The sequence below is a fragment of the Streptomyces sp. NPDC006235 genome, from assembly GCF_040613735.1.
Lineage (GTDB): Bacteria > Actinomycetota > Actinomycetes > Streptomycetales > Streptomycetaceae > Streptomyces.
The window spans coordinates 60700-74123 of sequence record NZ_JBEXSR010000024.1 but is presented as its reverse complement, the minus strand read 5'-3'; the positions used below and the strand labels follow the sequence as shown (position 1 = coordinate 74123).

General features: G+C 69.7%; 7 protein-coding genes. 2 read left to right on the top strand and 5 right to left on the bottom strand.

Going from position 1 to position 13424, the window contains the following annotated elements:
* Positions 1 to 40: 40 nt before the first annotated feature.
* On the top strand, positions 41 to 277 hold the full coding sequence (locus ABZ192_RS25905) for a hypothetical protein (RefSeq protein WP_356926849.1): 237 nt from the start codon (positions 41 to 43) through the stop codon (positions 275 to 277).
* A gap of 117 nt (positions 278 to 394) precedes the next feature.
* Here the strand turns inward: ABZ192_RS25905 and ABZ192_RS25900 are convergent, their stop codons facing one another.
* The gene (locus tag ABZ192_RS25900; protein WP_356926848.1) at positions 395 to 1384 is read right to left on the bottom strand and encodes an SDR family oxidoreductase; all 990 of its coding nucleotides are present in this window, start codon (positions 1382 to 1384) and stop codon (positions 395 to 397) included.
* A gap of 218 nt (positions 1385 to 1602) precedes the next feature.
* Between ABZ192_RS25900 and ABZ192_RS25895 the strand changes: the two genes are divergently transcribed.
* The gene (locus ABZ192_RS25895; RefSeq protein WP_356926847.1) at positions 1603 to 2697 is read left to right on the top strand and encodes a glutamate--cysteine ligase; all 1095 of its coding nucleotides are present in this window, start codon (positions 1603 to 1605) and stop codon (positions 2695 to 2697) included.
* Positions 2698 to 2712: 15 nt separating this feature from the next.
* On the opposite strand, the gene ABZ192_RS25890 is transcribed toward ABZ192_RS25895, so the two are convergent.
* The 4 genes from ABZ192_RS25890 to ABZ192_RS25875 all read right to left on the bottom strand — a co-directional run bounded on the left by ABZ192_RS25890 (position 2713) and on the right by ABZ192_RS25875 (position 13384).
* Complete coding sequence (locus ABZ192_RS25890; RefSeq protein ID WP_356926846.1) at positions 2713 to 3927, bottom strand: beta-propeller fold lactonase family protein; 1215 nt, start codon at positions 3925 to 3927, stop codon at positions 2713 to 2715.
* Between the two features lie 205 nt (positions 3928 to 4132).
* Positions 4133 to 5368 (bottom strand): sugar ABC transporter substrate-binding protein, encoded by a 1236-nt coding sequence (locus tag ABZ192_RS25885; protein ID WP_356926845.1) that lies wholly within the window; start codon positions 5366 to 5368, stop codon positions 4133 to 4135.
* A 118-nt stretch (positions 5369 to 5486) separates the two neighbouring features.
* The gene (locus tag ABZ192_RS25880) at positions 5487 to 10712 is read right to left on the bottom strand and encodes a family 43 glycosylhydrolase (RefSeq protein WP_356926844.1); all 5226 of its coding nucleotides are present in this window, start codon (positions 10710 to 10712) and stop codon (positions 5487 to 5489) included.
* A gap of 224 nt (positions 10713 to 10936) precedes the next feature.
* A complete protein-coding gene (locus tag ABZ192_RS25875; RefSeq protein ID WP_356926843.1) occupies positions 10937 to 13384 on the bottom strand; it encodes a glycoside hydrolase N-terminal domain-containing protein in 2448 nt (815 codons plus the stop codon).
* Between the last annotated feature and the right edge of the window lie 40 nt (positions 13385 to 13424).

The following is a 13424-nucleotide window of genomic DNA, read 5'->3' as shown; positions in this document are numbered from 1 at the left end:
CCCGCAGGACATGACGGACCCGCAGGAAAGGACCCCGCACATGACCACCGGCACCGGCTTCGACGTCCGCAGGATCGGCGGGCGCATCGGCGCCGAGATCCTCGGCGTGGATCTCTCCGGCCGGAGTCCGGCGGCGCGGCGGACCGGGTACGGCGCCAGTGCCCGCGCTGCGCCTCGGTCGCCGGGCGCCGCGGCCAGGACGCACGCCCCCGGTGGCAGCGCACGAACCCGCGGCCGTGACGCCGTACAGACGGCCCGGCCGCCCGCGCGGCCATGACGGGCGCGTGGGGGTACCGCCCAGGCCCTTGAGGCACTGGGGGAGGCACGACTGCCCGCAGCTCGGCTGCCCGCAGCCTGGCGCACCCCGCCGTATACGGCGCCCGCCCGCTGCCCCTCAGGCGCCCGCCGGGCCGTGGGTCGCCCGGCGCCCGGCGGCCACGGCTGCTCCCGCGAGCGCCGCGGCGACGGCCGTCCTGCGCAGCGCGGTGCGTCGTCGGCCGCCCCAGCCGCCGTGCACCGACCCCTCACCCTCGGCCGGTACGTGCAGCGTCCCGTGCGTGGCCGGGGCCTCCTCGTCGTGGGACAGGTGGGTCTTGTCCGTCTGCCGTGCCATGGCCCGCTCCGCGAGGCCGGGTGCCATCCGGGCCTGGCGTACCAGTGCGCGGCCCGCCGGACCGACCACCACTTCGCGACGTGGCCGGCTGACGAGTCGCACGACGGCCCGGGCGACGCGCTCGGGGCTGTACACGGGCGGCATGGCCACGACCTTGCGGCCGGTGTAGTTGGCCGCCTGCTGGAAATGCGGCGTGTCGATGGTCGCGGGCAGCACCGTGCACACGTCGATGCCCTTCACGCCCTCCACCCGGAGCTGCTGCCGAAGACTGGAGCCGAGCCCGCGGACGGCGTGCTTGGACATGCCGTACGGGTGGCTGTACGGCTGCGCCACGGCACCCACGATGGACGCGATGTTGATCAGCGTGCCGCTGCCCTGCTCCCGCATCACCCGCAGAGCCGCCCGGGCCCCGTGCACGTAGCCCATGACGTTGACGTCCAGGACCTTGCGGAAGTCCTCCAGCGGTACGTCCTCGAAGCGGCCGAAGGCGTTGACGGCCGCGTTGTTGACCCAGACGTCGATGCGGCCGAACTCCTCCACGGCCCGGCGCGCCAGGTCCTCGACCGCCTTGGCGTCCGTCGTGTCCGTCGGCACGACCAGTGTCCGTGCCCCACGGTGCTTCGCGCAGGCGTGGGCCGTCGCCTCCAGCGCCTCCTCACGCCGCGCGGCCAGCACCACGGCACACCCCTTGCGCGCGAACGCCTCGGCCGTGGCGCGTCCGATCCCGCTGGACGCTCCGGTCACCACCACCACGTGATTGCGCAGGCCCATCGCATACCTCCTCACGTCTGCCCGGACCGGGCGCTTCCTGCCCGGCTCCGCGGCGGAACGAGTACCCGGCACCGCCGAGTCACCCCGACATCATGGTTTGCCATGGTTTGTCATCCCGTGGTCGCGGCACTCGGGGCACGCGCGAGCGTCCAGCCGGCAGCGTCCGGCCGACGCCGCGCGAGCCCGCCCCGGTGACGGGGCAGAACAGAGGGTGACCGATGACGACGATCGGTGTGGAAGAGGAGTACCTGCTCCTCGACCCGGTTACCGGGCTGCCGGTGCCCCTGGCCGACAAGGTGCGTGCGGCGGCGGGCCTGGCGCATCTCGTGGCCGACCAGGAGGTGCAGTGCGAGCTGCTGCAGGCCCAGGTCGAGGTGGCCACGCCGGTGTGCGGCACGCTGGAGGAGGCAGGGGGACATCTGCTGAGGCTGCGGCACGCCATCGGGGCGGCGGCCGAAGCGCACGGCTGCCGGATCGCGGCCTGCGGAACGCCCCCGCTGCGCCATCGCCACCCGGTGGCCGTCACCGACCAGGCCCGCTATCGGGCCATGCTCACCCAGGCGCCCCAGCTGGTGGCGGAGCAGCTGGTCAACGGCATGCACGTGCACGTGGCCGTGCCCAGCCGCGAGACGGGCGTGCAGGTCCTGAACCGGATCCGGGTCTGGCTGCCGACCCTGACGGCCATGTCGGCGAACTCCCCGCTGTGGGACGGCCACGACACCGGCTTCGCCAGCTGGCGCACGGTGATCTTCGGCCGCTGGCCGGTGAGCGGCGTGCCTCCGTTCTTCCGTGACGTGGCCGACTACGACCGGCGCCTGACGCAGCTGCTGGAGACGGGTGTGATCTCGGACAGCGGGCAGTTGTACTGGCAGGCCCGCCTGTCGGCCCGGTATCCCACCGTCGAGGTGCGGTGCCTGGACGTTCAACTGCGTGCGGACGACGCGGTCATGCTCGCGGGTATGACCCACGCCCTCGTGGACACGGCCATCAGGGAAACGGCCGCCGGGGCGCCGGTGCCCGACTGCGAACCGGAGCTTCTCCAGATCGCCCTGTGGCATGCCGCCCGTCACGGTCTGAGCGACACCCTGATCTGCCCGGGCGGCCGGCCGCGCCGCGCCGGGGACGTGCTGTACCAGCTCCTGCGGCACGTCGCTCCGGCCCTCGACGCGTCCGGCGCGACCCGGCAGGTGACGGCCCTGGTACACCGGCTCCTCCAGAACGGGACGGGAGCGGACAGACAGCGCGCCGCTCTCGCCGAGGGCGGTATCCGGGCCGTCACCGACCTGATCGGCACGGAGAGCAGCATGTCGTGACTCCCCCGGGGCCCGTCACACCGCGGCGATGCCCTCCATGCCGGATTCGTCGAAGGCGGGCAGGCCCTCGGCCGTGGTGACCTTGGTGAGCGCGCCGTCGGCCTCGACGCGGAAGCCGTCGACGGTGCCCGAGACGGCGTTCTGGACGTAGACGAACTTCTCGTCCTCCGTCACGGCGAGGTCGATCACGCCCTGTGACGTGGCGGAGGGCGGAGTGGCGATGCCCACCCCGTTGGTCAGGCTGAGCGTGCCGTGCTTGTCCATGCGGTAGCCGGTGACGGTGGAGTTGCCGGTGTTGCCGCCGTAGAAGTGGTCGCCCGCGCGCTCCAGCCAGCACAGGGTCTCCTGGCCGTTGGCGAGCGGCTCCTGGATGATCTTCAGCTTTCCGTCACGCTTCACCCGGTACGTGGTGACCGTGGACTTCTCCGCCTCGGCGACCAGCATCCGCTGCCCGCTCCGGTCGAAGGTGATCGCGAAGGGAACACCGCCCGCGGAGTCGTTGACGACGGGCTGCGCGACGGCGGGCAGACCGTTTCGCTTCATCGGGAAGACCTCGACGGTGTTGTTGCCCTTGGTCGTGACCACCAGGTTGCCTCCGTCCGGGGTGAACTCGACTTCGCCTGGCGAGGTGTCGAAGCGCGGTATCTCCTCGTTGTCCAGGCCCAGGGAACGGTGGGACCCCTTCAGCGGCTTGAGTCCCTCTCCGGTGATCCTGAAGCCCTGGACACTGCCCTCGCCACCCGCGTTCATGACGTACGCGACCTTGCCGTGCACCGCGATACTGGCGGGGAACTCCCCACCGGACGCCACGACTTGCCGGTCTTCGAGCCGCTGTCCCGCGACACGGAAGGTCGTCACCGTGTTGCTGCCCGCGTTGACCGCCAGCAGTCTCCCCGAGGCGTCGTCGTAGACGAGCGAGCCCTGCGAGGCCAGCGAGTCGGTGGGGGCGTCCACCTGGTCACCGCCCTTGCCTCCGGTCCCGTAGGTCCCCGCGGGTTTCAGGGTGCCGTCGTCACCCCGTGCGAAGGCGTGGATGGTGTTGCCGTCCAACTCGTTGCCCTGGACGAAGACGGCGTGGTCGGCCCCGGCAGCGGTACCGGAGTACTGACCGGCCGAGGCCAGGGAGACAGCCACCGTGGCCGCTCCGGCGATGGCGAGGGCCCCGCCGCCGAACAGGATGCGCCGTGTCCTGGGCTTGGCCCGGTGACCCCTGCGGCTGCTGCTGTGCATGTTCACGTCCGTTCCTCGATCTGTCCGCGCCGCCCGTGCGGCGGAGTCCGCGACTGCGGACGGGAACAGAGTGACCAGAGGGACGGGTACGCCGATGCGGAACGGCGGTCGCGTCAGACTCTCGTAAGAGTCCTGCCGCGGGTCACCGCAGGGCGCTGTGATGGCGCTGTGAGTCGGCTACGTCCGTGGTGCGGCCTCGCGCCGGTCAATTCTGCCCGGCCTGTCTTTGCACCTGTTCCAGGACGTGTTTCGCGGAGCCGGCCCCGCTGAAGAGCTTGGGCCCGTGCTGGTTGAGCAGTTGGTTGACCCGCTCCCAGTTCGTCGTCGTACGCAGCGGAATCGCCGTGGCGTTGGCGGCTTCGAGAACCTCTCGGGCACCGGCGAGGCGGGCGTTCTCGTACCACGCGTGCTGCGCCGACTCACGTGAGGGATAGGCACGTCCCACCTCGCCGAGCCACTCCAGTTGCTTCTTGGCGGTCATCAGCGTGATCGCCTTGAACGCCCGCTCCGGGTCCGGGCAGGACTTGGAGATGCCGAACCCGGAACCGGACGAGTACGTCCTGCTGCCGTCCGGGCCGGCGGGAAGCGTGGTCAGGCCCACCTGGAAGCCGGCCTGGTTCTTCAGGTTCAGCAACGCCCATGGCCCGCTGGTGCCCATGGCCACGTTGCCGCTGAGGAACTGCCGGTCGACGAACGCGGGATCGACACCGGGCAAGCGGGGGGCGACCTTCTTCCTGGCCGCCAGGTCGGCGTACCACTGCACGCCCTCGATCATGGCGGGGGTGGTGAGTCGGAGGTTGCCCTCCCCGTCGGTGGGCTGCGCCCCGGTCTTGGTCAGCACCATGGGAAACATCCACACATCCTGAGGCCCCGCCACGAACCCGTATGTCCGGTTCCCGGTCAGCTTGCGGGCGGCCGACTCGAACTCGGCCAGAGTCCACCCCGGCTCGGGCTCGGGCAACCCCGCGTTCCGGAACATGTTCTTGTTGTACGTGAGGATCACCGGGCCGACGTCGTACGGCAGGGCGTACTGCTTCCCGTCGGCGCTCAGTCCCTCCATGACGGACTCGTCGAAGTCCGTCACATCGAACTTGTTCTTGGCGATCAGATCGTCGAGCGGCAGCATGCCCTGGGTGTAGCCCGTGGTGCGGAGCGCCTGCATCGAGACGATGCAGGGCGCGTCGTCGCTGCCGAAGCGGGTGCCGAGCTTGGCGAAGTAGTCATTGAAGGACGAGGTCTCGAGCTTGATCGCGATCTGCGGATCCTCGCGGGACACACGGTCCGCGAGTTCGTGCCAGACCCGCTGTTCCTCACCGCCGTCGGCCCACATCGACCAGGTCAACGTCGTCGAGCCGCCACCGTCGGCGCCGCACGCCATGACCAGCGTCCCGGCCAGCGCCAGGGCGACGGCTGCCCTCACTGCGATGCGCGCCCCTGCCATGGCCCGTCCATATGTTCCTTTTAGTGACAGTACGAACAAATTATGACATAGGGCATTACGCACCTGCCGCTGCCGCACCGTACGGGCTGGAGGGGTACCTGATGACGGGCCAGTACATCTAGGGCCGGTCGTCTCCAATGGTGACGATGCCCTTCGTCCTCACGCCGGTCTTGATGTCGTAGAGGACGTCGCCGGTGGACTTCTTCCAGATCTTGATGCGGAAGGTGTCCGGGCCGTCGGTGGCGGTGACTCGGAAGGCGTAGCCGCTCTTGCCGCCGACCGTGCCGGTGCCCTGGTAGACGGCCTGGGAGCCGTTGACCACGAGCCAGTCGGAGCCGGTCGAGCGGAAGGTGAGCCGGGCGGATCCGAAGACGAACGTGGCCTTGCCGGTGGGGACGGTGGCTCCCTTCCGGTACTGGGCGCCGAGAGTGAACGCCGCCTTTCCGGTCAGCCCCGGCCCGGCCGGGTAGGCACCGGCCGGCGAGGTGATCGTGCCGACGCCGGCGGCGGGCCCTGCGGCACGGTCGTAGACGATCAGCTCCGCGAGCGTGGTGGTGTCCGTGCCCCCGTCGTCGTCGGTGAGCGTGACGACCGGACGGTGGATGCCCGCGTCGTCGTAGACGTGGGCGGCGCGGCAGCCGGAGTCGGTGACCGTGCCGGTCGTCGGTCGGCTGCCGTCCTTCCAGTCGACCTCGCAGGTGTGGCTGTCGGCCGTGCCCGCGTCGGCGAACGAGGCCGTGACCACGGCGGACCTGCCCGCCGTGAGGGGCGAGCCGGGCCCGTCGGCGGACGTGATCGACGGGGCGGCGTTGGAGACCTTGACGGTCGCCGTGTCGGTGCCCCGTCCGCCGGTCAGGGTGACGTGGAAGGTCCCGTCGTCGGTGCAGGTGAGGGTCGTGCGGGCCGCCGCCGGGTCCTTGACGGAGCACGGGGCGCCGTCCTGGACGGTCCACTTGGGGGTGCCTGCCCCGGAGACGGTGCCCGCGAGCGTGATGGCCTCGCCCTCGGCACCGGTGGTGTCCGGCCCGGCGTGGACGACGGTGACCGGGTCGATGCCACCGAGGGTGGGTACCACCTTCTTGATCAGGCCGTCGGTGTCGAACTCCAGCTTGTCGATGGTGGTTTCGCGGTGGGTGCCGTCACCGCCGGGGATGGCGAAGCGGTGGTAGGCGATGTACCAGTCGTCGGTGTTGGGGACGTGGACGACGGAGTGGTGGCCCGGTCCCTTGATGCCCAGGGACAGGTCCTTCTCCAGGATCACACCCTGCTTGGTCCACGGGCCGGTGGGCGAGGGACCGGTCGCGTAGGCGACGCGGTAGTTCTCGTCGCGTGTGTCGTTCTCCGACCACATGAAGTAGTAGGTGCCCTTGCGCTTGATGACGAAGGTGCCCTCGTTGTAGCCGCTCGGGGTGATGTCCTGGACCTTCGAGGTGTCGATGGAGGTCATGTCGTCGCCCAGCGGGACGACGTAGGCGCGGCCGTTGCCCCAGTAGAGGTACTGCTTGCCGTCGTCGTCGGTGAAGACCGCCGGGTCGATCATCTGGCCGCGGAAGTCGCCGGCCTTCAGCAGTGGCTTGCCCAGGGCGTCCTTGAACGGCCCGGTGGGCGAGTCGGACACCGCGACGCCGATGTTCGCGTCGGCGCAGAAGTAGAAGTAGTACTTCCCGTCCTTCTCCGTCATCGCCGGCGCCCAGGCCCGGCTGTCGGCCCAGCTGACGTCCGGCCCCAGGTCGAGGATGACGCCGTGGTCCTTCCAGTGGACCAGGTCCGTGGAGGAGTAGGCCTTGAACTGCGTGCCGCTCCAGCCCTCGAAGCCGTCGGTCGTCGGGTAGATGTAGAAGGTGTCGCCGAAGCGCACGATGTTCGGGTCGGCGTTCAGGCCCGGCAGGACCGGTGTCTTCATGATCAGCGCCGAGACCTTCCAGGTGCGCTTCTTGCCGTCCGACCCGGTGACCTCGTACGTCACCGGCCGGGTGAAGTCGCGCACGCTGCCGGAGGCGGGGCTGATCGTCGCGCCCTCGGCGAGCGCGAACTCGGGCGCCAGCGCGGTGAGATCGGTGCCCTCCTTCATCGGCAGGGTGATCGTGCCGCCCGCGTTGTCGATGAGTGCGTCGACCTTGAGCGCGGGGTGCGTCGCCTTGGCGATGCCCGCCGTGTTGCCGCTGAGTTCCATGACCTCTGCGCCCGTGAGGGCACGGTCGTAGATGCGGAAGTCGTCGACCTCTCCGCCGAAGTAGGGGTCGGCCGCGTACAGGGACCGGCCGATGTAGCCGCTGTAGTCCTTGGCCGCGTCGTACAGCTCGGACGGCTTGATGGTGGTCGCCGTGCGGGCCGCTTCGACGCCGTCGGCGTAGAGGATCATCGTGCCGGTGGCGCCGTCCAGGGTCACCGTGACGTGCCGCCACTGGCCGGGCGTGAGCTGCGAGCCGGCCGTCAGCTTCGACTCCGCCGACCAACTCGCCTTGGTGATGGCCGAGTAGAGGCTGGAGCCGCCGTTGGACGGAGTGGCGAAGAGGTACTTGTCGCTGTCGGGTCCAAGTCCGAACAGCCACTGGAAGCTGCTGCCGCCCTTCCACTTGGCGTAGGTCGACACCGTCACACTGCCGGCGTTCTTCAGCACACCGTTCGGGATCTTCACGTACGGCGAGCCGGAGTCGCCGGACATCTTGAACGAGCCGCCGTCGACACCGGTGCCGAATGCGGGCGTGCGCACATAGGTGCCGTGGTGGCCGTGCCCACTGGAGTCACGGGCGATGCTGCCGCCGGTCTCGTCGAAGTCGTAGTGCAGCAGCAGGTCGGCCGGGACGTCCGGTCCCTCGTCGGACACGGTCACCTCGGCCCGGACGGGGATGGCGGCACCGCTCGGCAGGCTGCCGGTGACGGTGAAGGTGCCGGCCTGGGCGTACTTCGACGCCGGTATGTCCTCCCAGTCCACGGAGACGGGCCGCTTGACGCCGTCGGCGTACTCGGCGATCACCGTGGCCGGCAGGACCGGGGCCCGGCCGACCCGCGTCTTGACCGACACGTCCTCGACGCTCTTCACGACCTGGTCCGGCTGGTAGGCGCGCAGCAGCCGGTCGTACTCGGCCTGGGTGACCGGCAGCACGGTGCCGTGGCGGGGCTTGGCGGGCAGGTCGTAGCCGGTGGAGGGGGTCCAGGTGCCGGAGTCGAGGTCGGTCGTCTCGAACGGGATGTACCCGCGGCCGCCGAACTCGTCGAGGAACGCGTACCACTTCTCCTCGGTGTTGGACTTGAACACCAGCGGCCCCTCGGCGGCGTTCATCGCGCCCTTGCCGATGCCCTCGGCGACCGCCGTCCAGGACGGGTTCAGGATCGAGTCGCTCTTCTCCTGGAAGATGAACTTGCTGTTGGGGGTGGAGGAAGTGTTGTTCCGCTCGTCCTTGGACAGGCGGTAATACGTCCCGTCGTGCCGGATCATCGTGGAGTCGATGACCGAGTAGCCGCGGTCGATCCAGACCTTGGGCTCGCTGAAGGTGTGGAAGTCACGGGTGGTGGCGTACATCATGCGGTTGTACGTGTCGCCGGAGTGGTCGGCGTTGTCGTACAGCTTCGACGCCCAGAAGACGACGTACTCGCCGCGCTCGGCGTCGTAGAAGGCCTCCGGCGCCCAGGTGTTGCCCGCGCTGTCGGGCGAGACCCTGACCAGGCGCTGGTTCGTCCAGTGCACCAGGTCGGTGGACTCCCAGACCATGATGGACTTGCTGCCGGTGCGCTGGGAGGCGTCCCAGTCGCCGTTGCCGTAGATCCTGAGGTCGGTGGCGATCTGGTAGAACTTGTCGCCCTCCGGGGAGCGGATGATGAACGGGTCGCGCAGGCCCTTCTCACCGAGCGTGGAGGTGAGGACCGGCTTGCCGTCGTTCAGCTCCCGCCAGTGCAGGGGGTCGTTGCCCTTGCTGAGGGCGGCGTAGAGCTGTTCGCCGTCGGAGGTGCCCTCGCCGGTGAAGTAGCTGAACATGTAGCCCTTGAGGGCTGCCTCGGCGGGCAGTTCGGGCACCTTGGCCGTCATGACGCGGGTCGCCTCGGCCTCGCCCTTGGTGACGGTGGCGGTCAGCTCGACGGTGGTGGCGCCGTCGCCGTGCGCGGGGCGGTGGACCTCACCGTCGGCGGAGACGACGTCCGGCTTCGCGGAGGACCAGGTGACGGCCGTGCCGTACGCACCGCGCTTGGGCAGGGTGAGGTTGCCGCGGACGTCGTCGATGTTGTGGACCGTGAGAGCGTCGGCCGCCTGCCGGGTGGCGGCGGCGTCGTCGAGTGCCGGCCGGACCGTGACCTCGAAGGTCTTGGTGCCGGTCACGGTGCCCTTCTTCAGGGTCGCCGTGAGCGTGGCGCGGCCGTCGGGCGAGCCTGCCTCGGGGCGGGTCACCTTGCCGGTGTCCGACACCACGGACGGGTTGTCGCTGTCCCAGCTGATGGAGGAGCCGCCGGCCGTGCCGGTCTTTGGCAGCTCCAGGTCGGAGGTGACGCCGCTGGTGTCACCGAGGCTGAGGGCGTCCTTGTCCTCGGCGACGCCCTGCGTGGCGACGGGGAGGGAGAGCTGCTCGACCTCGGAGCCGGCCAGGGCCCGGTCGTATACACGGAAGTCGCGGATCCGGCCCTTGAAGAGCTTGTCGCCGTCGTAGACGGACTTGCCGATGTAGTTGGCCTTGGTGGTGCCGGAGCCGATCGCGCCGGGCGTGGTGGTGACCGAGGTGTTGCGGCCGACCTCGACGCCGTCTTCGTAGAGCACGCCTGTGGAGCCGGTCTGGGCGTACGTGACGTGCTTCCACACCCCGCGGGTCAGGTTGTGCGAGTCGGACGGCTTGGTGGTCTGCTCGGTCGACCAGTTGCCCGTCGCGACGGAGGTGCGGAAGGAGTTGCCGGTGGTGAACAGGTAGCCGTTGCCGGTGCCCGCGCTGGTGTTGCCGAAGCCGTACAGGAAGTAGGGCGTGCTCTGGGCCGGGTCGATCAGTACGTCCATGGAGACGGTGATCGAGTCCATGCCCTTCATGACGTCGTCCGGCACCTTGATGTAGGTGTCCGAGCCGTTGAAGGCGAGCCCCTGACCGGATGCCGACCAGTCGGCGGTACCGCTGACCGTGCCGTTCCGGCCGTTGCCGGAGGCGTCGGTCACGGTGCCGCCGGAGCCGGAGTCGAGCTTGTACCACAGGGCCAGGCCGTCGGTGATGTCCGCGGCTTCGGCCGCCGATGCCGCCTGCGTCTCCGATGCCGCCTGCGCGGGAGCGGTGGGTCCGGCGAGGGTGAGCAGCATCGACGCGGCGGTCAGTCCGGCGAGATGGCCCGCCAGGCGTCTCGCGCGGCTGCGAAGTCGTGCGACGTGCGTCATGTCGAGGTTCCCTGCTGAGGCATGGCTGATGACGGACAAGGCGGAACGAACACGAGGAGCCGACGAGGCGACGGCAAGTCCTTGTCGCGGACCTGTCGTTACACGGAGGTGAACTGTGTTGCGAGAGTGTCAGTCGGCGCCCCGGGCAGCGTCAAGAGGTTCCGAACAATGTCCGACAGGTCGAACGAACTGCCGTGGCTGCGGTGCCCTCCCTGGTCGCAGTGTCACTGAGAAGGAGACGGCCCCATCGCCGTGAGGCGGTACCTGGTCTCGGCCCGTGTCTCGAATGCGAGCACTCCTGGTTCCGGGTGCCGTACCCGAACGGGGCGCCCGTGCGCGGTCACCTGCAACCGGGTCGCAGACCTCACGAGCACTCGATTGCCCGAGCGGGAACGCAACTCACCACCCACCAACGCGCCCTCGCGCCACTCCAGATCCACCTCGAAGCCGCCGCGCGCGAGCAGGCCGCGCACCCGTCCGTTCGCCAACCCCGGAGGCAGCGCGGGCAGCAGATGCAGCTCACCCGCGTGGGACTGCAGCAGCCACTCCGCGACGCCCGCCGTCGCCCCGAAGTTGCCGTCGATCTGGAACGGCGGATGCAGATCGAAGAGGTTCGGCGCGGTGCGCTCGGGGGTGAGCAGATCGGCCAGCAGCTTGTAGGAGCGTGCGCCGTCCTCCAGCCGCGCCCAGAAGTTGATCTTCCAGGCGAGTGACCACCCCGTACCCGCGTCTCCGCGCTGCTCCAGTGTCCTGAGGGCCGCTGCGAACAGGTCGGGGGTGTCCCTCTTGGTGATCTGGTTGCTGGGGTGCAGACCGTACAGGTGGGAGACGTGCCGATGCTCCAGCTCCGGGGCGGTGGCGTCCCAGTCCTCCGACCACTCCTGCAACTGGCCCTGGGCACCGACCTTCATGGGCGGCAGCTTCCCGCGCGCGGCCCGGACCGCGTTCCGCATGGTGCGGTCCTCGTCGAGCAACCGCGAAGCCTTGAGGAATCCGTCGAAGAGGTCGCGCAGGATCTGGTTGTCCATGGTCGGTCCGGCGCACACGGACACGTCCGGGTGGTGGGCGTTCTCCGGGGAGACCGCGGGGCAGGTGACGAGGTGCCCGGTTCCCGGATCGGTGACCAGGGTGTCGAGGAAGAACCGCACCGCGCCGCGCAGTACCGGGTAGCGGCGATGCAACGCCTGCTTGTCGCCGGTGAAGCGATAGTGCTCCCAGACGCCGGTCGCCAGCCAGGCTCCCCCGGTTTGCCACATGCCCCAGAAGGCGCCGTCCACAGGGGCCGTGCCGCGCCAGGCGTCGGTGTTGTGATGGGTGACCCAGCCGCCGGCTCCGTATTGCACCTGGGCGGTTCTCGCACCGGCCTCGGCCAGGTCCCCGAGCATGTCGAAGACCGGCTCCCAGCACTCCACGAGGTTGGTGACGGGTGCGGGCCAGTAGTTCATCTCCGTGTTGATGTTGATCGTGTACTTCGAGTCCCAGGGCGGACTGAGCGAGTCGTTCCAGATGCCCTGGAGGTTGGCGGGCTGGGTGCCCGGCCGCGACGAGGAGATCAGCAGGTAACGCCCGTACTGGAAGTGCAGCGCTACCAGGTGAGGGTCGGCGGCGGTGGCGAATCCCGCCACGCGTTCGTCGGTGGGCAACGTCGCGGCATCGGTCCTGCCGAAGTCGATTTCCACCCGCCGGAACAGCTCCTGGTAATCGGCGACGTGACGTCTCAGCAACCGGGCGTGCGGGAGGCCCGACGCGGCGTTGAGCGCGGTGGTGGCCCTGGCGATGTGGTCACCCGTCGGGTCCTGGTAGTCGGTGTAGCTGGTGCCGATCGAGACCAGCAGGGTGACGGCGTCGGCTCCGGTGACTTCGAGGGTCCCGTTGCCGCTGGTGACGGTCCCACCCTCGGCGTGGGCACGGGTCAGGGCCCGGAACCGCACCTGTCCCTTGATGCCCTCACGGGTCTGCGTCGTTCCGTCGATCGCGATGGTGATCCGGTCGGGCGACGACGCAGTCGTGGTCTGGGGGCTGTCCAAGGCGGCCGTGAAGGAGAGGGACCCCGGGACATCGGCCGTCAGCCGAACGACGATCACCTGGTCGGGATGGCTGGCGAAGGTCTCGCGGCGATACGTCACCCCGCTCCGCCGGTACCGGACGGAGGTGACCGCCGAGTCGAGGTCGAGTGTTCGCCGATAGTCCTCCGCCTCGCCCTCGGCGGCGAAGGCCAGCCGCAGGTTACCGACCGGCTGGTACATCAACTGGCCCTCGGGGATGCCGAGAAAGTCCGAATCGATGAGGGACTGGGCGGCGCTCCACTCTCCGGCGAAGACGCGCCGGCGGATCTCGGGCAGGGCGGCCAGAGCCTTGGGGTTCGCCGGCTCATACGGACCGCCTGCCCACACCGTGTCCTCGTTGAGCTGGAGTAACTCGGCGTCCGTACCGCCGAAGACCATGGCGCCGAGCCGCCCGTTGCCGATGGGTAATGCCTCCAGCCATGCGGAGGCCGGCCGGGGATACCAGAGCACGAAGTCGCCCGGGCGCGGGCCGGCTTCCGCAGCGTCCCGTGGCGGCGTCCGGTCGGCGTCGGCTCCCCCAGCGGCATACGCGCCGCCGGACGGCACGAGAGCCGCAACGCCCGCTCCGGCTGTGGTGGACAGTGCGAGGAAATCTCTGCGATCCATGCCTCAAGCGTCGAGTCATGGGATGTCTGCTGTCGACCCG

Excerpts from the sequence above, each read along its gene's own strand:
- ABZ192_RS25905 (WP_356926849.1), top strand. The coding sequence starts at position 41 with ATGACCACCGGCACCGGCTTCGACGTCCGCAGGATCGGCGGGCGCATC.
- ABZ192_RS25900 (WP_356926848.1), bottom strand. The coding sequence starts at position 1,384 with ATGGGCCTGCGCAATCACGTGGTGGTGGTGACCGGAGCGTCCAGCGGG.
- ABZ192_RS25895 (WP_356926847.1), top strand. The coding sequence starts at position 1,603 with ATGACGACGATCGGTGTGGAAGAGGAGTACCTGCTCCTCGACCCGGTT.
- ABZ192_RS25890 (WP_356926846.1), bottom strand. The coding sequence starts at position 3,927 with ATGCACAGCAGCAGCCGCAGGGGTCACCGGGCCAAGCCCAGGACACGG.
- ABZ192_RS25885 (WP_356926845.1), bottom strand. The coding sequence starts at position 5,368 with ATGGCAGGGGCGCGCATCGCAGTGAGGGCAGCCGTCGCCCTGGCGCTG.
- ABZ192_RS25880 (WP_356926844.1), bottom strand. The coding sequence starts at position 10,712 with ATGACGCACGTCGCACGACTTCGCAGCCGCGCGAGACGCCTGGCGGGC.
- ABZ192_RS25875 (WP_356926843.1), bottom strand. The coding sequence starts at position 13,384 with ATGGATCGCAGAGATTTCCTCGCACTGTCCACCACAGCCGGAGCGGGC.